Origin of the sequence: Komagataeibacter saccharivorans (assembly GCF_004348195.1) — a bacterium.
Taxonomy (GTDB): Bacteria; Pseudomonadota; Alphaproteobacteria; order Acetobacterales; family Acetobacteraceae; genus Komagataeibacter; species Komagataeibacter saccharivorans.
In genome coordinates this window covers 2,104,199-2,126,558 of record NZ_CP036404.1, presented here as the reverse complement: position 1 = coordinate 2,126,558, position 22,360 = coordinate 2,104,199, and the positions used below count along the sequence as shown (strand labels likewise).

Here is a 22,360-nt window from a genome sequence, read left to right as displayed (position 1 = left end):
CATCATCATTTTGTCCGTCCCGGGAACGGCGTTATCGTTCACCTCTTTGTCCTGATCAAGGTGACTCATGCCACAACTTTCAATGCACTCGCCACTGGCCCCCCTGACCGTCTCGGCGGAAGACGAGCAGATTGTCGCCCTGGACTGGGGCTGGGGTCGCGATCAGGAGGAAACACCGGTCCTGCTGGCCGCCCGCGCCTGGCTGGATGCGTATTTCGACGGCGAACTTTCGCTATGCGATCTGCCACTGGCCCCTTATGGCACGGACGAACAGCTTGCCGCATGGAAGTTCATCCGCACCATTCCCGCAGGCCAGCAGGTTCACTGGCAGGAAGCGGCACGTCAGGCCGGAGTAACACCCGAAAGCATCCTGAGCGCCTGCACTGAAAATCCCATTCCCATCCTGATCCCCTGCCATCGCATCGATTTCACGGATTGTGCGGACTACGACCCTGAAACCTATCCCGGCGATGAAGGCGCACGCGACCGGCAGTTCCTGCAGGACCTTGAAACACTTCCTGCCTCATCAAGATAAAGAATGACCGTGCAATAATAACGGAAGGTCCGCCATGAATACCGTTATCCGCGTCCACGAATACGGAGGCCCGGACGTGCTGGCAGTGGAAACACAGCCCGTTCCCACCCCAGCCGCTGGTGAAATCGTACTGCGGCAGGAAGCCGTCGGTGTCAATTTCATCGATACCTATTTCCGCAGCGGACTATACAAATTCCCCTCCCTACCCGGCATCCCGGGCATGGAAGGTGCTGGCACCGTAACAGCGGTTGGCCCCGGGGTGGAAGATCTCTCGCCGGGTATGCGCGTCGCCTACCCCGCCACACCGGGCGCCTATGCCACGTTCCGCACGATCGCAGCGGATAAGGTTGTTACCCTGCCCGATGACATCGCAACCAGCACGGCGGCTGCCATCATGCTGCGCGGACTGAGCGTGCACATGCTACTGCGTGAGGTTTATCGCGTGCAGCCCGGCGATGACATACTGGTCTACGCCGCCGCAGGGGGCGTGGGGCTGCTCATGTGCCAGTGGGCACGGCATCTGGGCGCGCGCGTCATCGGTGTCGTCTCCACGGAGGAGAAGGCGCAACTGGCGCAGGCCAATGGTGCAACGGATGTCATTATCGGCACGGACCGGCTTAAGGAACGGGTCAGCGACCTGACTGCGGGCCGCATGCTGCCCGTGGTTTATGACAGCATCGGCAAGGCCACGTTTGAAACCAGCCTGTCCTGTCTGGCACCGCGCGGGTTGATGGTCAGTTATGGCAACGCGTCGGGCGCTGTCACCGGCGTAGACGTGGGTACGCTGGCAGCCCATGGCAGCCTGTACCTGACCCGGCCCCTGCTCATGACCTATATCGCGCGGCGTCCTGCCCTGCTCCATGCGGCGAGGGAGATGTTTTCACTGGTGAAAAAAGGCGTAATCAAACCCCATATCGGACAGCGTTTCCCCCTGCGCGATGCCGCACAGGCGCATATTGCGCTGGAATCCCGCAAAACCACCGGCAGCACAATCCTGATCCCCTGACAGGTTGTTTGAAAACAGGATAGGACAATAAAAAAACCCCGGCCTTTCAGCCGGGGTTTTCTGCATTTTTCGCAATCGCGCGATGATCAGGTATTCATCGCATCGAAGAAATCGTGATTGCTCTTGCTGTATTTCAGCTTGTCCAGCAGGAAGTCCATCGCATCCATCGTACCCATCGGGGCAAGGATACGACGCAGCACCCACATCTTGGCCAGATCGGCACGATCCACCAGCAGTTCTTCCTTACGGGTACCGCTCTTGGTGATGTCGATGGCGGGGAATGTGCGCTTGTCAGCCAGCTTGCGGTCAAGGATCAGTTCCGAGTTACCGGTGCCCTTGAACTCTTCAAAGATGACTTCATCCATACGGCTGCCGGTATCGATCAGGGCAGTTGCGATAATGGTCAGCGATCCCCCTTCCTCAATGTTACGGGCCGCACCAAAGAAGCGCTTGGGACGCTGGAGCGCATTGGCATCCACACCACCCGTCAGCACCTTGCCCGATGAAGGCACAACGGTGTTGTACGCGCGGGCCAGACGCGTGATCGAATCCAGCAGGATCACGACATCGCGCTTGTGCTCGACCAGACGCTTGGCCTTTTCCAGCACCATTTCCGTCACCTGCACATGCCGGGTCGCAGGTTCGTCAAAGGTGGAGGAAACGACTTCGCCCCGCACGGAACGCGCCATGTCCGTCACTTCTTCCGGCCGCTCGTCAATCAGCAGCACGATCAGGAAGACTTCGGGATGGTTCGCGGCGATGGAGGACGCGATGCTCTGCAGCATCACGGTTTTACCGGTACGCGGCGGGGCGACGATCAGCGCGCGCTGACCCATGCCGATGGGGGAGACCAGATCGATCACGCGGGACGTGAAATCGCGGTTCGGGGTCTTGCCCTTCCCCTTGCCATTGACGGGGGGCTCAGCCGCACCGCCTACAGTCGAGTTCTCGACTTCCATCTGCAGGCGGCGTTCGGGATAAAGTGGCGTCAGGTTATCGAAATTGATCCGCTGGCGCACCGCCTCGGGCGGTTCGAAATTGATCGCATTGACCTTGAGCAGGGCGAAATACCGCTCCCCATCACGCGGCGCGCGGATCTGGCCTTCAACCGTATCACCGGTGCGCAGGCCGAAACGCCGGACCTGGCTGGGGGAAATGTAGATATCATCCGGTCCGGGCAGGTAATTGGCCTCTGGCGAGCGGAGGAAACCAAATCCGTCAGACAGGATTTCAAGCGTGCCGTCCCCATAGATGGCCTGATCGTTGTCGGCCAGCGTCTTGAGGATCGTGAACATCAGCTCCTGCTTGCGAAGAGATGATGCGTTTTCAATGTTCAGACTTTCAGCATAAGCCAGAAGGTCTGCTGGGGATTTGGCCTTGAGTTCGGCGAGTTGCATGCAGGATATGCCTATAAGTGGGCAGTTCACGAAGGGAAAACAGAAGCCAGCGATCAGTTGACAAGGGACGCGCCGGGCGCTGAGCCTTGACCATATTCTGACGAAACGGTTGATGCTGCTTGACTGATTAAGGCGGGGATTCCGGACAGGCAGGATATGCCGTGTGGAACAACCCGATCATAAGCCCATGGTTCCCTTCCCGTCAAGTCCAGCCTGCATACGGCACGAATGGCCCCGCGGGGGCAGCCCGTGACGAAAGGGAAATGGCATCCGGCTACCATCCCCTGACAAAACGTTACTTTTCAATGACCTGATGCAATTTCAGGCACCATGGCAACCCGACGTGGCGGGACATGGAAGACCCTGCCACCAGTAGCGGAATGGCAGATGCCGGGTTTATACTACCGGAACAGCCGAATCGGCACACATTCCGGCATCCGCGTTGCCACCATTACTTGATATTACTGTTTCCCCAGCCAGCCACGCCGCCAGAACCACAACAGGGGCAGTATGACGGTCGCCGCCATCAGTCCCAGCGAATACCAGTAACCGTATTTCCAGTTCAGTTCCGGTATGTCATGAAAATTCATGCCGTAAATACCAGCCACCAGTGTCGGGGCGACACCGATGAAGCTGACCACGGTCAGTATCTTCATGCCGTTATTCTGCTCGATGCTGATGAAACCCAGCGTCGCATCCAGCAGGAACTGCACCTTGTTGGCGGTCTGTGACACGAAATCATTCAGGGAACGGATATCGCGTTCCACCGTGCCCAGCCGCGCCTGCAACCGGTCGGACAGGTCATGGCGCTTGTTCTCGCCCAGAAAGATCGAAATACGCTCCAGCCCCAGCAGGCTGTCACGCACGGACGATCCCAGATCCCCCGACCGGCCCACCCGGCGCAGCATGTTGCGCAGCAGGGTGCCCGCCTGCGCCTGCCCCGGTTCCTCGGACTGGAACACATCGCGCGACATGCCATCGAGCGCCTGGCCCAGATGCTCCAGAATATCCGCCAGCCGGTCAACGATCGCTTCCAGCAGCAGTATGCCCGCCTCGTTTGCGCCCAGCGCCGTGCTCTGGTTCGCCACCTGCCGGGCCACCACGTCAAACGCGCTGAACCCGGTATAGCGGATGGTCAGCAGCCGGTCCTTCATGAGCACGAAACCCACGGGGGAAACAAAAAAGTCATCGGGCGTCTTGCGCACCAGCGGGGTCGACAGATAGACGGCGTCCCCTTCCATGAACAGGCGCGATGAACTCTCGATCTCGTCAAGCTGGGCGCGGGTGGGAATGCGCAGGCCGGTCACCTGGGCGGCAAGGGCTTCCTCCTCCTCGGTGGGATTGAGCAGGTCCAGCCACGCGGCTCCCGTCCCGTCGGCTGGCGTGGTCACGGTCTGGGCCGGGCTGCCGGGGCGATGCGCTAGAAACATGGGCTGTCTTTCTTAGGTTCCGACGGTGTCCATCCATCATGCGGCAGCAAACATGTCAAATCATGACATGTCGCACGCACGCCGTGGGGGCTGGTATTTTGTCGCCATCCGGTCCAGAACCGCCAGATACGCGGCCCGGGACGGCTGCATTCAAGACTACAGAGCCACGCACCTAATTTCCTGCGGAGTAGCGAAGTTGAGCGCAACAGATACACAGGCAGGCGCCAACAGCCTGCGCAGCGGTCCCGACGGCCGCGGGCGTTTTGGAATTTTTGGCGGTCGTTTCGTCGCCGAAACCCTGATGCCGCTGCTGCTGGAACTGGACGCCGCCTACACGGCCGCGCAGGCGGACCCCGAATTCCGGCGCGAACTGGATTACTACCTGAAAGATTACGTAGGCCGTCCCAGCCCGCTGTGGTTCGCCCGCCGCATGACCGACGCACTGGGCGGCGCGAAAATCTACATGAAGCGCGAGGAACTGAACCACACCGGTTCCCACAAGCTCAACAACGTCATGGGGCAGATCCTGCTGGCCCGCCGCATGGGCCGCACCCGCATCGTAGCCGAAACCGGCGCAGGCCAGCATGGTGTGGCCACCGCCACCGTATGCGCACTGTTCGGCATGAAATGCGCGATCTACATGGGCGCCACCGATGTCGAGCGGCAGAAGCCCAATGTCTTCCGCATGCGCCTGCTGGGGGCCGAGGTCGTGCCCGTCACTGCCGGTGCGGGCACGCTGAAGGATGCGATGAACGAGGCCATGCGCGACTGGGTGACCAACGTGCATGATACCTATTTCCTTGTCGGCACGGTCGCGGGGCCGCACCCCTATCCGCAGATGGTGCGTGATTTCCAGTCCATCATCGGCGTGGAAACCAAAGAACAGATCATGGCCGCCGAAGGCCGCCTGCCCGATGCAATCGTTGCGGCCATCGGGGGCGGTTCCAACGCCATGGGGATTTTCCATCCCTTCCTTGATGATCCCGACGTCAGGCTGATCGGCGTGGAAGCCGCGGGCTGCGGCCTGGACAGCGGGCGTACTGCCGCATCCATCGAACGGGGCAAGCCGGGCGTGCTGCATGGCAACCGCACCTATCTGCTGCAGGATGGGGACGGCCAGATCACGGAAGCCCATTCCATCAGCGCCGGACTGGATTACCCCGGTGTCGGCCCCGAACATTCATGGCTCAATGACATCGGACGCGCGGATTACGTGGGCGCCACCGATCAGGAGGCGCTGGACGCCTTCCAGCTCTGTACCCGTACCGAGGGCATCATCCCGGCACTGGAAAGTGCACATGCCATCGCCTACGCCGCCAAGATCGCGCCAGATATGGCGAAGGACAAAATCCTCGTGGTCAACATTTCCGGGCGGGGGGACAAGGACATCTTCACCGTTGCCGAACATCTGGGAGTGAAACTGTGAGCCGCATCGCCCGCCGCTTCGCCACCCTGCGCCAGCAGGGCCGTGGCGCCCTGATCCCGTATGTGGAAGCCTGTGATCCGGATTACGATACCGCGCTGGCCATCCTGCGCGGCATGCCCGCGGCGGGCGCCGACCTGATCGAGGTTGGCGTTCCCTTCTCCGATCCGTCTGCCGATGGCCCGACCATCCAGAAGGCCGCCCTGCGCGGGCTGAAGGGTGGCTCCACCATGAAGCGCGTGCTGGAAATGATCGCGGCCTTCCGCGCGGATGATGACGAAACCCCGATCATCCTGATGGGCTATGCCAACCCGATCGAGGCTTACGGGCCGGAACGCTTTTGCGTGGATGCGAAGAAGGCGGGCGTGGACGGGCTGATCGTGGTTGACCTGCCGCCGGAAGAAGCCGACCTGCTCGGCGCGCCCGCGGCACAGGCCGGGCTGGACATCATCCGGCTGGTCGCCCCCACCACGCCCGATGAGCGCCTGCCCGTCGTGTTCAGCGGCGCATCCGGCTTCGTCTATTACGTCAGCATTACCGGCGTGACCGGCACGCGCACCGCCAGCACCGATGAACTGGCGCAGGCCCTGCCCCGCCTGCGCCGGGCGACCGACCTGCCCATCGCCATCGGCTTTGGCATCCGCACACCCGAACTTGCGGCAAACGCCGTGCGCGTGGCGGATGCCGCCGTTGTGGCCTCCGCCCTGCTCAACACGCTTGAAGGCACGCTGGACGCGGCAGGACAGGCCACCAGCCGCACCGTGCCCGCGGTACTGGAACAGTTGCGCGCGCTGGCGGATGCGGTGCATGACGTGCGGAAATAAATGACAATCTGGCCCAATCGTTCATCTGCCTGTATTGAACAGGCGCCCAGACTATCTGAGGGAGAGGCAATATGAGCTGGCTGACCGAATACGTCCGTCCCAAGATCCGTGGCCTGCTCAAGCGGGAAGTGCCGGACAACCTGTGGACCAACTGCGAATCGTGCGAGCAGATGATCCTGACCAAGGACCTGCACAAGGCGCTGAACGTGTGCCCGCACTGTGGCCACCACATGCGCGCCAGCGTGGCCGAACGGCTGGAATGGACATTCGATAACGGCGAATATACCCGTATCGAACTGCCCAAGGTGCCTGTGGACCCCCTCTCCTTCCGTGATCGCAAGCGTTATACGGACCGCCTGAAGGATGAGCGCGCCAAATCCCACCTTGATGAATCCATGGTGGTCGCTCATGGCCTGATCGGCGGCCAGAACGCGGTCGTGGCCGTGATGGCGTTCGAGTTCATCGCCGGGACGATGGGTGCAGCATTGGGAGAGGCCTTTCTTGCCGCAGCCCGTCTGGCCATCCTCCAGCAGTCCCCCCTGATCGTCTTTACTGCATCGGGCGGCGCACGCATGCAGGAAGGCATGATCAGCCTCATGCAGATGCCGCGTACCACGGTCGCGGTGGAAATGCTCAAGGAAGCGGGCCTGCCCTATCTGGTGGTGCTGACCAACCCGACCACGGGCGGCGTTTCCGCATCCTTCGCCATGCTGGGCGATGTCCAGATTGCCGAACCCAATGCGCTGATCGGCTTCGCGGGCCAGCGCGTGATCGAGGATACCGTGCGCGAAAAGCTGCCCGAAGGCTTCCAGCGCGCGGAATACCTGCTTGATCACGGCATGCTCGACATGGTGGTGAAGCGCGCCGACCTGCGGACCGTTCTGGCGCAGTTGATCGGGCAGCTCAACTTCCGCCATATCGCCCGTCCCGCCGCCTGAACCCGGGCAGGATACCAGCATGAGCGCACGGACCCTCGGGCCCGAATTCGTCGGTCGGGCGGGGCAGATACTCGAACGGCTGAACCGCCTGTATCCGGCCCTGATCGACCTGTCCCTGACACGGCTGGAAACGCTGCTGGCGCGCCTCGGCCATCCGGAGCGGCACCTGCCGCCGGTGGTCCATGTGGCCGGCACCAATGGCAAGGGCAGCACCTGCGCCCTCATGCGCGCCATTGCCGAAGCGGGCGGATGGCGGGTCCATGTCCTGACATCGCCCCATCTGGTCCATGTGACCGAACGCTTCCGCATCGCGGGTGAAATCGTAGGCGAAAGCGAACTGACCGCGGTTCTGGAAGAGATAGAACGGGTCAATGACGGTGCGCCGATTACGGTGTTCGAGGTCCTGACGGCAGCAGGCTTCGTGCTGTGCGCGCGCCACCCGGCGGACCTGACCATTGTGGAAGTGGGACTGGGCGGGCGTTGTGACGCCACCAACGTGCTGCGGCAGCCCGCAGCATGCGCGATTACCGCCATCTCCATGGATCATGAGGCGTTTCTGGGCGACACGCTCGCCGCCATCGCGGGCGAAAAGGCGGGAATCATCAAACCCGGCGTGCCTGTCGCCACGGGCCGCCAGCCCTCCGAAGTCATGGATGTCCTGATCAGCACGGCCCGTGAAAACGCAGCCCCGCTCTGGCGGCGCGACCATGAATGGTCCGTGGAAGCCACTGCGGATGGGTCCGGCCTGCTCTACCGCGATGCGCACGGCACGCTGGACCTGCCCCTGCCCGGCCTGCGTGGCGCCCACCAGATCGACAATGCAGGACTGGCGCTGGCGACCCTGCGCGCCAGTGACCTGCCCCTGCCGCAGCAGGCATGGGGCGGCATTGCGCATGCGCGCTGGCCTGCGCGCATGCAGCGACTGGACGGCCAGCTTGCCGCCATGCTGCCGACAGGCTGGGAACTGTGGCTGGATGGTGGGCATAACCCCGGCGCGGGCGAAGTGCTGGCACAGGTGATGGATGCGTGGCCTGACCGGCCCACCCATCTGGTCATTGGCATGAAACAGACCAAGGATGCGACCGGCTTTCTTGCTCCGCTCCTGACCCGCGCGGCCAGCGTGCAGGCCGTGGCGGAAAAAGACCAGCATCTGGCGCAGCCTGTGGCCGACATCATCGCGGCATCGAACGGCAAGGCGACGGCAGGCCCCACATTGCGCGAAGCACTGGCCAGCCTGACCCGTACCGCACCGCCGGACGCACCACCCGCGCGCGTCATCATATGCGGCAGCCTGTATCTGGCGGGTGTCGCCCTGCAGCAGGATGGCTGGCAGGCAGGCTGACAGGCACCCCGGCAGCCTGCGATGCAGGCTGCCGGACAGATATTACCGGGAGTCGGGCAGCGGATCGCCCTGCCCGATTTCACGCAGCGGCAGACCCGCCATCAGGCGCTGTTCGATCTTTTCAAGCGACATGTCGCGTGTTTCGGGAACGAAGCGCCATGTCACCAGCACGAAAAACAGGTTGAGCCCGGCAAACAGCCAGAAGGTCGGGCCATTGCCCATCCATTGCAGCAGCGACAGGAAGCTGGCCCCCACGATCATGTTGGCGACCCAGTTCGTCAGGGTGGAAATGGAAATGCCAAGGTCACGTCCCTGCAGTGGCTGCACCTCCGAACACAGGACCCACATCAACGGCCCGGCGGACATGGCGAAGCCGGAAATGTAGATCAGCAGCATGAAGACCGAGATGATCTGTTCCGTCTGCCCCAGAACGGGACGGTTCAGCATGAGCCCGAGGAAACCCATCCCGATCGCCATGATAATGAAGCCGGTATACAGGATCGGCTTGCGCCCCCAGCGATCGACCAGGCCAATGGCGATGAACGTGGCCAGCATGTTCACCAGCCCCACCATGGCCGTACACCATAGCTGCGCAGGCCCTACATAACCTGCCAGCGCGAAGATCTTGGGCGCGTAGTACATGACCACGTTCACCCCGGCGAGCTGCTGCATGACCTGCAACGCCATGCCCAGAAAGATGGAGCGGCGGAAATTGCCGTTATGGCGCAGCAGGCTCCAGCCACGCTGCTTCATCTGAAGCTGGCGGCTGATATTCTGTATTTCCTGCATGGCGACGCTATGGTCGTCACGCAGGTCCTCAAGCACCTGTAGCGCTTCGCTGCGGCGGCCCCGCATCATGAGCCAGCGCGGGCTGTAGGGCAGGAACAGCACACCGATCAGGAACAGCACGCCGGGCACGGCGGCAACCGCGAACATGCCGCGCCAGTTGCCGGAATAGCTGAACATGGTGTTGCTGAGAAAGGCTATGAAAATGCCAGCGGTGATCATGAGCTGGTAGGTCGAGATCATGGCGCCACGCGCCTGCTCGCTTGCGATCTCGGACAGGTAGAGGGGCGCGGTAAAGGCCGCCACCCCGATGGCCAGCCCCATGACCAGCCGCCCCACGATCATGGACGGAATCGACCATGCCAGCGCGCAGGCCAGCGATCCCGCCACGAATACCAGCGCACCGACCAGCAGCGCATGCTTGCGCCCGATCTGGTGCGACATCCACCCGCCGCACAGCGAGCCTATGGCGGCGCCTGCCATCATGGAACTGACAATCCATTCCTGCTGCAGGGTAGAGGCGTGGAAAGTCCGCGCCAGCAGGTCCAGCGCACCAGATATGACGCCGATATCCAGTCCCGCCATAAGCCCCGCCAGCGCGGCGAGGCAGCCGATAATAAGGGTACGCAGTCGCGTGGAATCAGATCCAGTTGTCTCGGATGGATTTCCCATGGGGGCCGGTCCTGTAATGATTTTTATTGTTGCCGGAAATTATGTTCAGTCCTGCCCGGCCACGCCGGTCAGGAGATAGAACGATACACCATAGCGCCGTGTCCGGTCAGGATCATTTTCCACCAGGCCATCGATGGCAAAGCGTTTCACGCGAAAAATGACCGGCACATCCCCCTGCCCGCCATCGGGTTCCGTGATGTCCATCATGTCCGCAAGCCATGCGGGCACGCCATTGCGTTCCGTCAGCACCAGCGGCGCGCGGGCCGAGAACAGGACCGTGCCCCGGGCCTGTATCGTTGCCAGCTCCGTCCGGGTCGTCACATGGTACAGATAGCCATCCGGCCCGTCATCGCCACGCAGGCTGCGCATGTTCACGATCCCCAGCCCGAGGCTGACCGTATCAAGATAGGTCAGCACGTGCCGTGTGGCGGTACGGGCACCGGTGAACAGGTCGGACTGGGGTATGGACGGACCTATGGTTGGGGAAGCCGGAAGGGACGGAGGGGGCCTGCGCTGCCGGCGTTTGCGCGGCATGGGCGCAAACGGCAGTTCAGCCATCCCGCCTTTTCGCCGTTGCGCCATGCCCCTGCCCCATCCATGCCGGTAAACCGCCGCCGCCCGTTCAGGCGCAGGCGGCGCATATCCCTTCGGCCTCGATCGTGGTCTGCCGGACCGAAAAACCGCGCGCGCGCGTCACTTCAAGCAGCGCCCTGACGATATGGGGATCATCCAGTTCCGTAACACGCCCGCACTGGCTGCAGATCAGGAACTGCGCCGCATGCACATGCCCGTGACAGGCATGGCCGGATTCAAGCATATGCCGGCAGCCGACAAAGGCGGAAAGACGTTCGATCTTGTGGATCAGCCCCTGTTCCAGCAGGAAATCCAGCGCCCGGTACACCGTGGGCGGGGCGACCGGCCTGCCCCGGCTGATACGGATCTGTTCCAGCAGTTCATAGGCCCCCAGCGGTCGGTCGGACGCCAGCACCAGCCCCAGCGCCAGCCTGCGTATGTCCGTCAGCCGTACGGAGCGCGCCTGACACAGGGAAGCCGCCTGATCGAGCAGTGCTTCCATCCCCGCCGGGGACGCAGTCCGGGCCATCTGTTTCGTGCGGGCCACTGCCGATGCTCCTGTGTCCGGTTGCCGGCATATCCGCCCGCACGCCTGTACAGGAGCGGGAATCAGTCCGGCAGGTAATCCACCCACATGGCGATCAGTACCACGAAAAGGGCAAGCCCAGCATGTATCCAGATCAGCCTGCGCAGCGTCAAGACAGGAACCCGCCCCGCGCGCATGGTTGTCCTGTCTGGCGTCCTGTCCATCGTGTCCGTGCTCCCGTTTCGGTCCATCGGACCTTTCATGGGGCAAAAGACTGGATTTTTCCTTAACGCGCGGCGCGGTGGCTATTCTTCCGTCGCGTGGGGCAGCATGTGGTAGGTACGGTTGAAATAGACCAGTCCGCCACGCGGGCCGCTGGTGCGCACGCTTTCCACTGCACCGAACATGACGCTGTGGGTGCCAACCTCCACAATGCGTTCAATCCGGCAGTCGAGCGACAGGATCGCTTCCTCCAGCACGGGCGCACCGGTCGTAAGCGTGGTCCAGTGACCGGAACGGAAACGTTCGGCCTGCTCAAGCGGGCTGGCGAATACGCCCGATATGTCCATCTGTTCGGCCGCGAGCACGTTGATGCACATGGCCGCATCCACGCGGAAGCGATCCCGCACGCGCGAATTGCGGTTCAGGCAGGCCAGTACTGTCGGTGGCGTATCCGTTACCGAACAGACGGCGGAAGCCGTAAAACCCGCCGGATCATCCAGTGTTCCGGTAGTGACAACATTTACCGCCGCGCCCAGCCGCGCCATGGCGTTACGGAAGGTAAGGGCGTCAACTCCCATGATACTCTGCCTCAGTCGCTGTTGCATGCCTGTCGGTCCGCACGCAGCCGTGACGCCGGACGGTAGCCGGGGTAGCGCATTCTGGGCCGGTTGAATACCGCAAACCGCATAAGGAGCCATGGTATGGACCCTGAACTGATCCACATACGCCACACGGGCGGACTGGGGCGCATCACGCTCAACCGGCCGGGCGCACTCAATGCCCTCAACATCGACATGCTCACCCACATCACCGCCCGCCTGCAGGCGTGGCGGCATGATCCCGCCATCACAACCGTACTGCTGGACAGCACCAGCCCCAGGGCCTTCTGCGCGGGCGGGGATATCCGCGCCATCCTCCGCCGCCTTGAAACCGATGGTCCCATGGCGGCAGCCGAGCCATTCCGCCGTACCTACCGGCTGGCATCCCTTCTGGCGGGGTATCCGAAGCCGGTCGTATCCTTCATGGACGGTATCGCCATGGGTGGCGGGATCGGGCTGGGCGGTCATGCCCGCTACCGGATCGTGACCGAACGGTCGTGCCTCGCCATGCCTGAAACCGGCATTGCGCTGACACCTGATGCGGGCGGATCATACCTGCTGTCGCGCGCGCCGGGCCTGAGCGGGTTGCGCCTTGCGCTGACGGGCGGATACATGAACGCCACCGCCGCCCTTGATGCCGGGTTTGCGGACCGTCAGGCCCATTCTAGCATGCTCGATACGCTGGCTGACGCGCTCATCCACCAGCCCGCGGGCAGGGTAGTGGACAGTCTGCCCCCCTGTCCGGCCCTACCATCCGGGCCGGATATTGCGGATATCGCAGCGGTCTATGATGCGCCGGACGTGCCACAAATCATGCGCAGGCTGCACGCGCACCCGGCGGAGTGGGCGCAGGCGGACCTGATGGCGCTGAACCGCGCCAGTCCCTTTTCGCTGTATGTCACCTTTGCGGCGTATCATGCCGCACGCAGGCTGCCCGATCTGGACAGCGTGCTGGAGCAGGAATTCCACCTGATCTACCACCTCCTGCGCCGTCCCGACTTTGCCGAAGGCGTGCGTGCGCGCCTGATTGACAAGGACAATGCCCCACGCTGGACACCCGACAATCCCGCCGCCGTATCCACCCGCGAAGTGACCGACTGCATGCAGGGCAGGGCGCCCGTTTCGCTCGACCTGCCGCTTTGTGATGCGGTTACGTAATAATTTATTATCACACATAAAGTATATAGAAATGCCGTTTTCAGACAGATACGCACCCGCCACCCATCACAGCCGGCTGGGCGATGAATTCTACGATGTGGTGAAGGCCGCCGACTTCCCGGCCCATATCCTGCGCTACCGCAATGACGACGTATCACCGCGCATCGGTCTCGATACGCTCGATGATACGGAGTGGACGCGCCATTTCGGATATTTCGACCCGCTGCCCGGTTCGCTGCCGCACCCGCTGGCGCTGCGCTATCACGGGCACCAGTTCCGTTCCTACAATCCCGATCTGGGGGACGGGCGCGGCTTCCTGTTCGCGCAGCTTATGGATGCGGTGGATGGCCGCCTGCTCGATATCGGCACCAAGGGCAGCGGCACCACGCCCTGGTCACGCGGCGGCGATGGCCGCCTGACGCTGAAAGGCGGCATGCGGGAAATCCTGGCCAGTGAGCATCTGGATGCGCTGGGGGTGCGGACTTCCCGCACGCTCAGCGTGATTGAAACCGGCGAACAGCTTCATCGTGGCGATGAACCTTCGCCCACGCGGTCATGCGTGCTGGCCCGGCTCAGCCATTCCCATATCCGCATCGGCACCTTCCAGCGCCTGATGGCGCAGGATGACCGGGCCAGCATGGAACGGCTGGTGGCCTATGTGATCGAGACCTATTACCCCCAACTGACCGGCGCTGCCGACCCTGCTGCGGCCCTGTATGATGCTGCAACCCTGCGCATGGCGGAAATGACGGCCCAGTGGATGGCGGCGGGCTTTGTCCATGGCGTGCTCAATACCGATAACATCAATATTACCGGGGAAAGCTTCGATTACGGTCCCTGGCGGTTCCTGCCCAGTTTTGATCCCCGTTTTACCGCCGCCTATTTCGATCATTCCGGCCTGTATTCATATGGCCGACAGCCAGAGGCGATGACGTGGAACGTGGCGCGGCTGGGGGAGTGCCTGCTGCCTTTTTCCACGCTTGAGAAGATACAAAGTATTTTTGACAAGTTCTGGGAACGGTATGAAAGATTCCTTGATATTACAGTCCTTAAAAGATTGGGACTGAAAGAGAGTTCAAGAAAATCCTCCATGGAACTGCGGGAATATCTGTTCTCTTTCATGGATGAAAGCCAGATTGGATTTGAACTTCCGTTTTTTGACTGGTATGGTGGCCCCGAAAGCCAGAAACGCGCGACAGAAGGGCCGCGTGGAGACTTTTATGCACAGGACAGTTTCCGGCCGGTGCATGACCGGATCATGCAGCATGAGCCCGCGGCGGGCATCGACCTGTCGCATTCATATTTTGGCAATGCGGCGCCGGCCATGATGGCCGTTGAAACGGTGGAAGCCATCTGGCAGCCCATCGCCGCCATGGATGACTGGTCCCGCCTGCATGCGACCCTGGACCGGATCGCCAGCACGAAAGCCGCCCTGCACACCCCGCCCCGCTAGGGCGGGGCGACCCCATGCAGGGAACCAGATCGGAACCGAAGCATTTACAACAGGAAGGAGAAGGCACCCGTATGAATGACCAAGCCCCGCCAGCCCCACTTGAACAGCAGACCACCGAACCGTTACCCGATCTGTCGCAGATCGAAATCTCGCCCAATGCCCGCAAGACTTTATGGCTCGCAGCCATCGTGGCCGCCATCTGCGGCGGCCTCTATGGTTACGACACCGGCATCGTATCGGGCGCGCTGCTGCTCATCACCCGCGAATTCCACCTGAGCAGTTTCTATCAGGAGATGGTGGCCTCCGCCATTCTGGCGGGCGCGGTGATCGGTTCGCTCATGACGGGCTGGCTGTCCGAACGCTTCGGCCGCCGCATGTCCGTCATGATCGTGACGGCGGTGTTCGTGCTGGGGGCCATGGCCTGCGCCTTCGCGCCGGATGTCTACATGCTTATCGCCGCGCGTGTGTTCCTGGGGCTTGCGGTGGGCGGGTCCACGCAGGTGGTGCCCATGTACATCTCGGAACTGGCACCCGCGCACCAGCGCGGCCACATGGTGACGATGTTCAACATCGCGATCGGTATCGGCATTTTCGCCGCCAATATCATTGGTTTTACCGCGCGTGACGCGTGGGGCTGGCGGCCCATGGTGGCCATTGCGGCCATTCCCGCCGCCATCGTGTTCATCTCCATGTTCTTCCTGCCCAAAAGCCCGCGCTGGGCGGCCGAACATGAAAGCCTTGATTCCGCACTGGAGCAGTTGCAGCGCATCCGCACCACCAAGCGCGAGATCCGCCGTGAAATCCGCCACATCCACGCCAATGCGAACGAGGAAACCGACCCCCGTGACATTGGCTGGCGCGGCATCATGCAGCCATGGGTGCGCCCCGCGCTGGTCGCGGCCCTTGGCGTGGCGTTCTTCACGCAGGCGGGCGGCCTGGAAATGATGATCTATTATGCCCCGACCTTCCTGTCGGATGCGGGGTTTGGCAGTTCATCCGCCCTTATGGCCAGCATCGGCATTTCCATCATCTATCTGGTCATGACCATACTGGGTTCCAACATCGTTGACCGGATCGGCCGCCGCCGCCTTGTGCTGGTCATGGGGCCGGGCAGCGTGCTGAGCCTGATCGGCCTTGGCATCATGTTCCTCATGCACCCGCAGCCGGGCAGCATGGGTAGCTGGCTGATCATTGCCTTCATGCTGCTGTTCATGGTGTTCAACGCGGGCGGCATACAGGTTGTCGGCTGGCTGCTGGGGGCCGAGATGTTCCCGCTGTCCATGCGCGGCAACGCCACCAGCCTGCATGCCGCCATGCTGTGGGGCAGTGACCTGCTGGTGACCAGCACGGCGCTGACGCTGGTTACCAAGATCACGCTGGGTGGCACCATGTGGTTCTATGCCGGGGTCAACCTGCTTTCGGTGCTGTTTGTCTTCTTCATGGTGCCCGAAACGCGTGGTGCATCGCTGGAAGATATCGAGGAAGCACTGCGTCAGGGTCGCTTCCGCCCGACGCGGGGCAACACCGCCATCGCGGAAGAAACCGACGACGACTGACCACCATGCGGCGGGCGGCATATCCGGTCATGGATGCACCGCCCCCGTATCATGGGGACCACCCGTTCCTTATGGGAACAGACGACCGGCCCGCCACCGGGATACGTGCCGCAGGGGATCACCCGCCCTGCAAGGGCGGCACCAGATCGACCGCAAGGGCAGGGGCTACCGGTAATCTCAGCACCTGCTGGTAGAACGCCAGTTCCAGTTCCCACGCCCTGCAGATGGTCGCTTCCTGACGGAAGCCATGGCCTTCGCCTTCAAATTCATACAGCGCACAGGGCACGCCATCGCCACGCAAGGCCGCGACCATGGACCGCGCCTGCGCGGGCGGCACCACCCTGTCTTCCAGTCCCTGTAGGAACAGGACCGGCGCATGAATGCGCGCGACCTGCGTAAGGGGCGACCGGGCAAGATAGGTCGCTTCATCCGCAGGGAAGGGGCCAACCAGCGTATCCAGATAACGTGATTCAAACTTGTGGGTATCCTGCGCCAGCGCACGCAGGTCGGTCACGCCATACAGGCTGGTGCCCGCAGCAAACAGGTCCGATCGCGCCAGCGCCAGCAATACCGTCAGACCACCCGCGCTGCTGCCGCGTATGACGATACGCGCCGGATCGACCTGCCCGTTCTGGGCCAGATATTCGCATGCGGCGATACAGTCATCCACATCGACCACGCCCCACTGGCGTTCCAGCCGCTGCCGATAGGCGCGCCCGAAACCGGTCGAACCACCATAATTGACATCAACCACGGCGAAGCCACGGCTGGTCCACCACTGTACCTTGAACGAAAACGCCGTGCTGGCCCGCCCCGTCGGCCCACCATGGGCAAGGACCACCAGCGGCGGTTTTTCCCCCACTGGCCCGTCATGACGGGCATTGGCGGGGGCATAGAAAAACGCATGTCCAGGCCCGTCGCCATCGGGCAGGGGAAAGCGGATGGTGCGGGGCAGGGCGATATCGGCTGTGTCCAGCGGCAGGTCGGCGGCCCGCCGCAATATCCGGGGGGGCTGGTCGGGCTGGCCACAGACCACCGCCGCCGCCCGGTCAGATGGCGCATCGAGCCATGCAAACCCGCCCCCTTCCAGCGGGGCGGGACAGCCGGAAGGCGCACCAAGATCCAGCGGTGTCACATTGCCATCATGAATGGACACGATCCGTGCCTCACCCCCGCTGACAACCATCGCCAGAATGCAGCCATCGGTCAGGGGCACATAGCTGCGCAGGCCAAAAATCCAGTGCGGCTGGCCGATTTCCGCTTCCATCGGGGCCAGTGCCGTCGCCACCCCGGACGTGGTGTCGAAACCATACAGGTTCCACCATCCGGTACGGTCAGACAGCGCCAGCAGCCGCCCCGCCGCATCCCAGCAGGGTTCGATAACGGATTCCGCCGTTCCATCACCCCCGGCCAGGGTCCACGGCGCGGCAAGGCGTGGCGGATCATCACCTTCCTGCAACAGGCTGGCGACACGCAGGCGCGTGGCATCCCATGGCATGGCGGGATGATCCCACTCGATCCATGCAAGATACCGGCCATCGGGGGAAGGACGGGGAGAGGACACGAAATCCGGCCCCATCACCAGCGGCGTCCCGCCATTGAACGCGGGATCACCTGCCGCGTTACAGTCCAGTACCACAAGGGCGGCGGCGGGTTCGCCTTCCGTCACGCGGTGATCTTCACGCACGCAGAACAGGAAACGGCCATCGGGACTGAACGTCAGGTCGGCATAACGCAGCCCCTCACCGCGCGACAGGCAGCGTGGCGTGTCCGCCTCCATCAGCCACAGGCTGCCATCGCGGCGGTTGCTGAAGGCAATGCGCCCGCGCCGTACCGTATAGGCGCCGCCGCCATATTCATGCACGCGGCTGCCAACATCGAAGGGTGGCGGCGTGACATCCGCCACCTGTCCCGCCCGGGCACGCACCAGCACCCTGCGGCCCCCTTCCGCCGGGCGACCTTCGATCCAGTAGATGTCCCGGCCATCGACCCGCACATCGGACAGGGAGACCGTCTTCCCCGCCACAAGGGCCGCACTGACGGGGGAAGGCCACGTGCCATACGGACGGGTTTCAGGGCCTGCCTTGCCGCTGGTGCTGGACTGGGTCATGTTTCTGCTCCTGCCATTTGTGCGTGACAATGGGATCGGGATTGCGCAAACCGTGCTTCCACGGGCTGGGTCCGTAACCTACATAATCTTTTTCTTTCTGACAGGTAGTCCGCTGCTTCAGCATCTTGAACATCTTTTCCAGCATTACGGATATGGCGTGATTGGCGTCATCGTCATGCTGGAAAGCATGGGGGCACCCCTTCCGGCGGAAACCCTGCTTATTTCCGCCGGGATCTACTGTGCGGCGACGCACCGGCTCGACATCGCATGGGTGGCGGTGGCGGGTATCATCGGCGCGATCATGGGCGACAATTTCGGCTACCTGATCGGCAGGTGGCTGGGCCATCCGCTGCTGGAACGCAAGGGTACCCGCATCGGCCTGACCCCGCGCCGCCTGCAGACCGGGCGTTTCCTGTTCAAGCGGTATGGCGGGGTTATCGTGGCTTTCGGGCGCTTCATCGCCTTCCTGCGCATGTTCGTGGCCCTGCTGGCGGGCGCCAATGAAATGCCGTGGCCCAGTTTCCTGCTGTTCAATGCGATCGGTGGCATATTCTGGGCCGGGGGGTATGCCTATGCCGCCTATTACCTTGGCCATAGCATTTCACGCATTTCCGGGCCGGTGGGAATAGCGGTCGCAATCGGTGGGGGGATCATGCTGTTATGTTCCGTCATCTTCCTGCGCCGCCATGAAGCCCGCCTTGCGGCCGAGGCCGAAGCGGCTGCGGAACGGGAAATGAACCAATCCGGGGAGCAGACTGAAAAATGACCAGACACTGGACCGTCAAACAGGCGCCACGCCTGGACGGGCATCTTGCCCTTGTCACGGGGGCGACCGGCGGCCTTGGCTACCAGACCGCCCTTGGTCTTGCATCGCGTGGGGCACGGGTCATGCTGGCGGGGCGCAACCCCGAAAAGGGGTTCGCCGCCCTTGCGCGGATGCAGACTGAACTGCCGGGGGCGGATGCGTCCTTCCGGCTTGTGGACATGGCCAGCCTGGACTCCATCGCCAGCTTCGCCCACGATCTGGCGCAGGAAACGGACAGGCTGGACATACTGGTCAACAATGCCGGGGTGATGGGCACCCCGCGCCGGCTGGAAACCGCCGATGGCTTCGAACTCCAGTTCGGCACCAATTTTCTTGGCCCCTTCGCGCTGACAGCGCGGCTGCGTACGCTGCTCTGTGCGGCCCCGCAGGGCGGGCGGATTGTGACCGTCGCCAGCCTTGCCGCCCTGTCGGGCAGGATCGTATTTGATGACCTGCAGGCCCGCCGTCGCTACGCCCCGTTCCGCGCGTATAACCAGAGCAAGCTGGCCGACCTGATATTCGCGCTGGAACTGGACCGTCAGGCCCGGACACATAACTGGCCGCTGCATTCCATCGCCGCCCATCCGGGCTGGTCCATGACCGATATCGCCGCAAGCCGGCTGGGTACGAAGCAGGGATTACAGGAACGCCTGACGCGCCTTGGCGCGATCTGGGCCTTCCGGCTGATGGGACAGTCCGCTGCCGACGGCGCGCTGCCCATTGAATTCGCCGCCATGGCCGCCGAAGCCCGCGATGGCGGCTATTATGGCCCTGATGGCTGGGGCGAACGCCGTGGCCATGTAGCCGAAGCGATCATCCCGCCTGCCGCCCGCGACCTTGCCATCGCACGGCGGCTATGGGCGGTGGCGGAACGGCTGACAGGTACCGCGCTGTCGTAATCAGCGGCGCACGAACGTCCAGTAGAACGGCTGGCGACCCGCCTGCAGCGCCTTGGCTTCATATCGCGTGGGCGGCCAGCCCTCGGGGCGCTGCTTTACGGGTGGCGCGGTCTCGAACAGGTCCTGCGCGCCCATGACTTCCTCCACCCATGCTTGATAGGTGGGATCATCGCTCGCCACCCGCCAGACCGCACCGGGACGCAGGATGCGCGCGGCCATCTTCACGGTCTCGGGGTGGATGAAACGCCGCTTGGCATGGCGGGATTTGGGCCATGGATCTGGAAACATCAGGAACATGCGGTCAATCGACGCATCGGGCAGGCGTTGCAGCAGGATACGGGCGTCCTCATCCCATATGCGCAGCGTGTCCGGCACGGGGGCGGTTTCCTCCCCCCCTTCGGGCACCACGCGGGAGAGCAGGGAACACAGTCCGTTCTCGAACACCTCGCAGGCGATGTAACCTACATCGGGATTGGCTGCATGCTGGGCCAGCGAATGTTCGCCACCACCAAAGCCGACTTCCAGCCATATCTGTTCCGGCCCGCGCCCGAAGCCCGTTGCCGGGTCCGCAATGGCGGATTCCGCAAAACGCAGCCGTGGCAGGGTCTGGTCCACAAGCCGCTGCTGGCGCGCGCGCAGCGGATGGCCGCGATGGCGCCCGTAAAGCCGGTCTGGAGATGCCTTTACATCCACGGAGGCGGTCATAGGTCCGAAAATCCTGCTCCTGCTGCCGTAACGGACGGACCGCACGACATGATTACCCCCACGGGGCGGTGATGAAACGCAACAGGGGCCGCCGCGACCCGCTTGTAAAAGCAGTCATGGCAGGCCCCCGATAGGCCCCGGTCGCATAATGCAACCGAAGCGGGCAGGGCGTGATGCCCCGCCCCGAATGCGACCTTAGCGGTTGAACGCGCCGCGCAGGGCGTCGACCAGATCGGTCTGCTCCCACGTGAAATCGTCCTTCGCCGCGTCGGGCGTGCGACCGAAATGGCCATAGGCCGAGGTCTGCGTGTAGATCGGGCGGTTCAGGCGCAGGTGCTTGCGGATGCCGCGCGGCGTCAGGTCCATGACTTCACGCAGCACGTTGCCCAGCTTTTCCTCATCCACGTCCTTGCCGGTGCCATCAAGATCGACATAGACGGACAGCGGGTGCGACACGCCGATGGCGTAGGAAAGCTGCAGCGTGCAGCGGTCGGCCAGACCGGCAGCCACGACGTTCTTTGCCAGATAGCGGCAGGCATAGGCAGCCGAACGGTCAACCTTCGTCGGGTCCTTGCCGGAGAATGCGCCGCCGCCATGCGGGGCCGCGCCACCGTAGGTGTCGACAATGATCTTGCGTCCCGTCAGGCCGCAGTCACCATCGGGACCACCGATGACGAAAATGCCGGTCGGGTTGACGTAGAATTCGCTTTCCGGCGGCATCCAGCCTTCCGGCAGGACATCACGCACGATGCTGCCCAGTTCCTCACGGATGGTGGCCTGGCTGGCCCCTTCAACGTGCTGGGTCGAAATCACGACGGAGGTGGCGCCCACGGGCTTGCCGTCGACATAGCGCAGGGTGACCTGGCTCTTGGCATCGGGCTGCAGGGCCGCCGCACGCGGGTCGCCCGCCTTACGCAGGTCACGCACGCGGTGCAGGATGTCATGCGCATAGAACAGCGGCGCGGGCATGAGGCTTTCGGTCTCACGCGTGGCGAAACCGAACATGATGCCCTGATCGCCTGCGCCTTCGTCCTTGTCACCGGCGCTGTCGACGCCCACGGCGATGTCGGCGGACTGTGCGTGCAGGTAGTATTCGACCTCGGCGTTGCGCCATGAGAAACCGGCCTGATCGTAGCCGATATCCTTCACCGCGTCGCGCGCGCCCTGAATAAGCTGGTCAGCCGTGACCGAAGACGGACCACGAACCTCACCCGCCAGAACGATGCGGTTGGTTGTGACCAGTGTCTCACACGCAACCCGCGATTCACCGTCTGCTGTCAGAAACGCGTCAAGAACAGTGTCGCTGATCCGGTCGGCGACTTTGTCGGGATGCCCTTCGGATACCGATTCCGATGTAAACAGAAAATCGCCTTTATTACGCATGATGGTCCTGTCTGCCTT

The 22,360-nt window shown here is 63.0% G+C and carries 21 protein-coding genes; 11 read left to right on the top strand and 10 right to left on the bottom strand.

Translation table 11 applies throughout. From position 1 onward, the window contains the following. Positions 1-82 precede the first annotated feature (82 nt). A complete protein-coding gene (locus KSAC_RS09765; RefSeq protein ID WP_102324992.1) occupies positions 83-535 on the top strand; it encodes a methylated-DNA--[protein]-cysteine S-methyltransferase in 453 nt (150 codons plus the stop codon). A gap of 34 nt (positions 536-569) precedes the next feature. Continuing rightward, on the top strand, positions 570-1,541 hold the full coding sequence (locus tag KSAC_RS09760) for a quinone oxidoreductase family protein (RefSeq protein WP_132305237.1): 972 nt from the start codon (positions 570-572) through the stop codon (positions 1,539-1,541). An 86-nt stretch (positions 1,542-1,627) separates the two neighbouring features. Here KSAC_RS09760 and rho read toward each other — a convergent pair whose 3' ends face one another. Together rho and KSAC_RS09750 are read right to left on the bottom strand one after the other, a co-directional pair. Next, entirely contained in the window at positions 1,628-2,938 is a 1,311-nt protein-coding gene (gene rho, locus KSAC_RS09755) for a transcription termination factor Rho (RefSeq protein ID WP_102324990.1), read from the bottom strand. A gap of 461 nt (positions 2,939-3,399) precedes the next feature. Beyond that, positions 3,400-4,368, bottom strand: coding sequence for a magnesium transporter CorA family protein (locus KSAC_RS09750; protein WP_102324989.1), 969 nt, complete (start codon positions 4,366-4,368; stop codon positions 3,400-3,402). Positions 4,369-4,564: 196 nt separating this feature from the next. Here KSAC_RS09750 and trpB point away from each other — a divergent pair, with 196 nt between their 5' ends. The 4 genes from trpB to KSAC_RS09730 all read left to right on the top strand — a co-directional run bounded on the left by trpB (position 4,565) and on the right by KSAC_RS09730 (position 8,895). Further along, positions 4,565-5,794, top strand: a complete 1,230-nt coding sequence (gene trpB / locus KSAC_RS09745) for a tryptophan synthase subunit beta (protein ID WP_102324988.1) — start codon at positions 4,565-4,567, stop codon at positions 5,792-5,794. Next, a complete protein-coding gene (gene trpA / locus KSAC_RS09740; protein ID WP_110546813.1) occupies positions 5,791-6,615 on the top strand; it encodes a tryptophan synthase subunit alpha in 825 nt (274 codons plus the stop codon). Before trpB ends, trpA begins: the two co-directional genes overlap by 4 nt. A gap of 71 nt (positions 6,616-6,686) precedes the next feature. After that, the gene (gene accD / locus KSAC_RS09735; protein WP_102324986.1) at positions 6,687-7,553 is read left to right on the top strand and encodes an acetyl-CoA carboxylase, carboxyltransferase subunit beta; all 867 of its coding nucleotides are present in this window, start codon (positions 6,687-6,689) and stop codon (positions 7,551-7,553) included. Positions 7,554-7,572: 19 nt separating this feature from the next. Continuing rightward, complete coding sequence (locus KSAC_RS09730; protein ID WP_118962652.1) at positions 7,573-8,895, top strand: bifunctional folylpolyglutamate synthase/dihydrofolate synthase; 1,323 nt, start codon at positions 7,573-7,575, stop codon at positions 8,893-8,895. A 42-nt stretch (positions 8,896-8,937) separates the two neighbouring features. Here KSAC_RS09730 and KSAC_RS09725 read toward each other — a convergent pair whose 3' ends face one another. From KSAC_RS09725 to KSAC_RS09705, 5 genes are all read right to left on the bottom strand, one after another. Continuing rightward, complete coding sequence (locus KSAC_RS09725) at positions 8,938-10,353, bottom strand: sugar porter family MFS transporter (RefSeq protein ID WP_110546815.1); 1,416 nt, start codon at positions 10,351-10,353, stop codon at positions 8,938-8,940. Positions 10,354-10,398: 45 nt separating this feature from the next. After that, positions 10,399-10,911 carry a hypothetical protein gene (locus KSAC_RS09720; protein WP_243705183.1) on the bottom strand — a complete coding sequence of 171 codons (513 nt, stop codon included), beginning with the start codon at positions 10,909-10,911 and terminating at the stop codon, positions 10,399-10,401. Positions 10,912-10,975: 64 nt separating this feature from the next. Further along, on the bottom strand, positions 10,976-11,473 hold the full coding sequence (locus KSAC_RS09715; RefSeq protein ID WP_243705182.1) for a Fur family transcriptional regulator: 498 nt from the start codon (positions 11,471-11,473) through the stop codon (positions 10,976-10,978). 62 nt (positions 11,474-11,535) lie between these two features. Then, entirely contained in the window at positions 11,536-11,676 is a 141-nt protein-coding gene (locus KSAC_RS09710) for a hypothetical protein (RefSeq protein ID WP_243705181.1), read from the bottom strand. 81 nt (positions 11,677-11,757) lie between these two features. Further along, positions 11,758-12,252: a flavin reductase gene (locus KSAC_RS09705; RefSeq protein ID WP_102324981.1), complete on the bottom strand. Its 495-nt coding sequence runs from the start codon at positions 12,250-12,252 to the stop codon at positions 11,758-11,760. Positions 12,253-12,375: 123 nt separating this feature from the next. Here KSAC_RS09705 and KSAC_RS09700 point away from each other — a divergent pair, with 123 nt between their 5' ends. The 3 genes from KSAC_RS09700 (at position 12,376) to KSAC_RS09690 (ending at position 16,440) form a co-directional block, all read left to right on the top strand. Continuing rightward, positions 12,376-13,431: an enoyl-CoA hydratase/isomerase family protein gene (locus tag KSAC_RS09700; RefSeq protein ID WP_132305233.1), complete on the top strand. Its 1,056-nt coding sequence runs from the start codon at positions 12,376-12,378 to the stop codon at positions 13,429-13,431. A gap of 31 nt (positions 13,432-13,462) precedes the next feature. Continuing rightward, a complete protein-coding gene (locus tag KSAC_RS09695; protein ID WP_132305231.1) occupies positions 13,463-14,884 on the top strand; it encodes a protein adenylyltransferase SelO in 1,422 nt (473 codons plus the stop codon). A gap of 71 nt (positions 14,885-14,955) precedes the next feature. Continuing rightward, complete coding sequence (locus KSAC_RS09690; RefSeq protein WP_102324978.1) at positions 14,956-16,440, top strand: sugar porter family MFS transporter; 1,485 nt, start codon at positions 14,956-14,958, stop codon at positions 16,438-16,440. A 118-nt stretch (positions 16,441-16,558) separates the two neighbouring features. On the opposite strand, the gene KSAC_RS09685 is transcribed toward KSAC_RS09690, so the two are convergent. Continuing rightward, positions 16,559-18,550, bottom strand: a complete 1,992-nt coding sequence (locus tag KSAC_RS09685; RefSeq protein ID WP_132305229.1) for a S9 family peptidase — start codon at positions 18,548-18,550, stop codon at positions 16,559-16,561. Between KSAC_RS09685 and KSAC_RS09680 the strand changes: the two genes are divergently transcribed. Together KSAC_RS09680 and KSAC_RS09675 are read left to right on the top strand one after the other, a co-directional pair. After that, positions 18,549-19,316 carry a DedA family protein gene (locus KSAC_RS09680; RefSeq protein WP_102324976.1) on the top strand — a complete coding sequence of 256 codons (768 nt, stop codon included), beginning with the start codon at positions 18,549-18,551 and terminating at the stop codon, positions 19,314-19,316. The two genes, KSAC_RS09685 and KSAC_RS09680, sit on opposite strands and share 2 nt — an antisense overlap. Next, a complete protein-coding gene (locus KSAC_RS09675; RefSeq protein WP_132305227.1) occupies positions 19,313-20,254 on the top strand; it encodes an oxidoreductase in 942 nt (313 codons plus the stop codon). The genes KSAC_RS09680 and KSAC_RS09675 overlap by 4 nt, the downstream gene beginning before the upstream one ends. On the opposite strand, the gene trmB is transcribed toward KSAC_RS09675, so the two are convergent. Together trmB and metK are read right to left on the bottom strand one after the other, a co-directional pair. Then, entirely contained in the window at positions 20,255-20,959 is a 705-nt protein-coding gene (trmB, locus tag KSAC_RS09670) for a tRNA (guanine(46)-N(7))-methyltransferase TrmB (RefSeq protein WP_132305225.1), read from the bottom strand. Positions 20,960-21,154: 195 nt separating this feature from the next. After that, the gene (gene metK, locus KSAC_RS09665; RefSeq protein WP_102324973.1) at positions 21,155-22,342 is read right to left on the bottom strand and encodes a methionine adenosyltransferase; all 1,188 of its coding nucleotides are present in this window, start codon (positions 22,340-22,342) and stop codon (positions 21,155-21,157) included. Positions 22,343-22,360: the final 18 nt, after the last annotated feature.

Bases quoted from the DNA above. Each gene is read 5' to 3' on its own strand.
- KSAC_RS09765 (WP_102324992.1), top strand. From the start codon at position 83: ATGCACTCGCCACTGGCCCCCCTGACCGTCTCGGCGGAAGACGAGCAG.
- KSAC_RS09760 (WP_132305237.1), top strand. From the start codon at position 570: ATGAATACCGTTATCCGCGTCCACGAATACGGAGGCCCGGACGTGCTG.
- rho (WP_102324990.1), bottom strand. From the start codon at position 2,938: ATGCAACTCGCCGAACTCAAGGCCAAATCCCCAGCAGACCTTCTGGCT.
- KSAC_RS09750 (WP_102324989.1), bottom strand. From the start codon at position 4,368: ATGTTTCTAGCGCATCGCCCCGGCAGCCCGGCCCAGACCGTGACCACG.
- accD (WP_102324986.1), top strand. From the start codon at position 6,687: ATGAGCTGGCTGACCGAATACGTCCGTCCCAAGATCCGTGGCCTGCTC.
- KSAC_RS09730 (WP_118962652.1), top strand. From the start codon at position 7,573: ATGAGCGCACGGACCCTCGGGCCCGAATTCGTCGGTCGGGCGGGGCAG.
- KSAC_RS09725 (WP_110546815.1), bottom strand. From the start codon at position 10,353: ATGGGAAATCCATCCGAGACAACTGGATCTGATTCCACGCGACTGCGT.
- KSAC_RS09720 (WP_243705183.1), bottom strand. From the start codon at position 10,911: ATGGCTGAACTGCCGTTTGCGCCCATGCCGCGCAAACGCCGGCAGCGC.
- KSAC_RS09710 (WP_243705181.1), bottom strand. From the start codon at position 11,676: ATGGACAGGACGCCAGACAGGACAACCATGCGCGCGGGGCGGGTTCCT.
- KSAC_RS09705 (WP_102324981.1), bottom strand. From the start codon at position 12,252: ATGGGAGTTGACGCCCTTACCTTCCGTAACGCCATGGCGCGGCTGGGC.
- KSAC_RS09700 (WP_132305233.1), top strand. From the start codon at position 12,376: ATGGACCCTGAACTGATCCACATACGCCACACGGGCGGACTGGGGCGC.
- KSAC_RS09695 (WP_132305231.1), top strand. From the start codon at position 13,463: ATGCCGTTTTCAGACAGATACGCACCCGCCACCCATCACAGCCGGCTG.
- KSAC_RS09690 (WP_102324978.1), top strand. From the start codon at position 14,956: ATGAATGACCAAGCCCCGCCAGCCCCACTTGAACAGCAGACCACCGAA.
- KSAC_RS09680 (WP_102324976.1), top strand. From the start codon at position 18,549: ATGTTTCTGCTCCTGCCATTTGTGCGTGACAATGGGATCGGGATTGCG.
- KSAC_RS09685 (WP_132305229.1), bottom strand. From the start codon at position 18,550: ATGACCCAGTCCAGCACCAGCGGCAAGGCAGGCCCTGAAACCCGTCCG.
- KSAC_RS09675 (WP_132305227.1), top strand. From the start codon at position 19,313: ATGACCAGACACTGGACCGTCAAACAGGCGCCACGCCTGGACGGGCAT.
- trmB (WP_132305225.1), bottom strand. From the start codon at position 20,959: ATGACCGCCTCCGTGGATGTAAAGGCATCTCCAGACCGGCTTTACGGG.
- metK (WP_102324973.1), bottom strand. From the start codon at position 22,342: ATGCGTAATAAAGGCGATTTTCTGTTTACATCGGAATCGGTATCCGAA.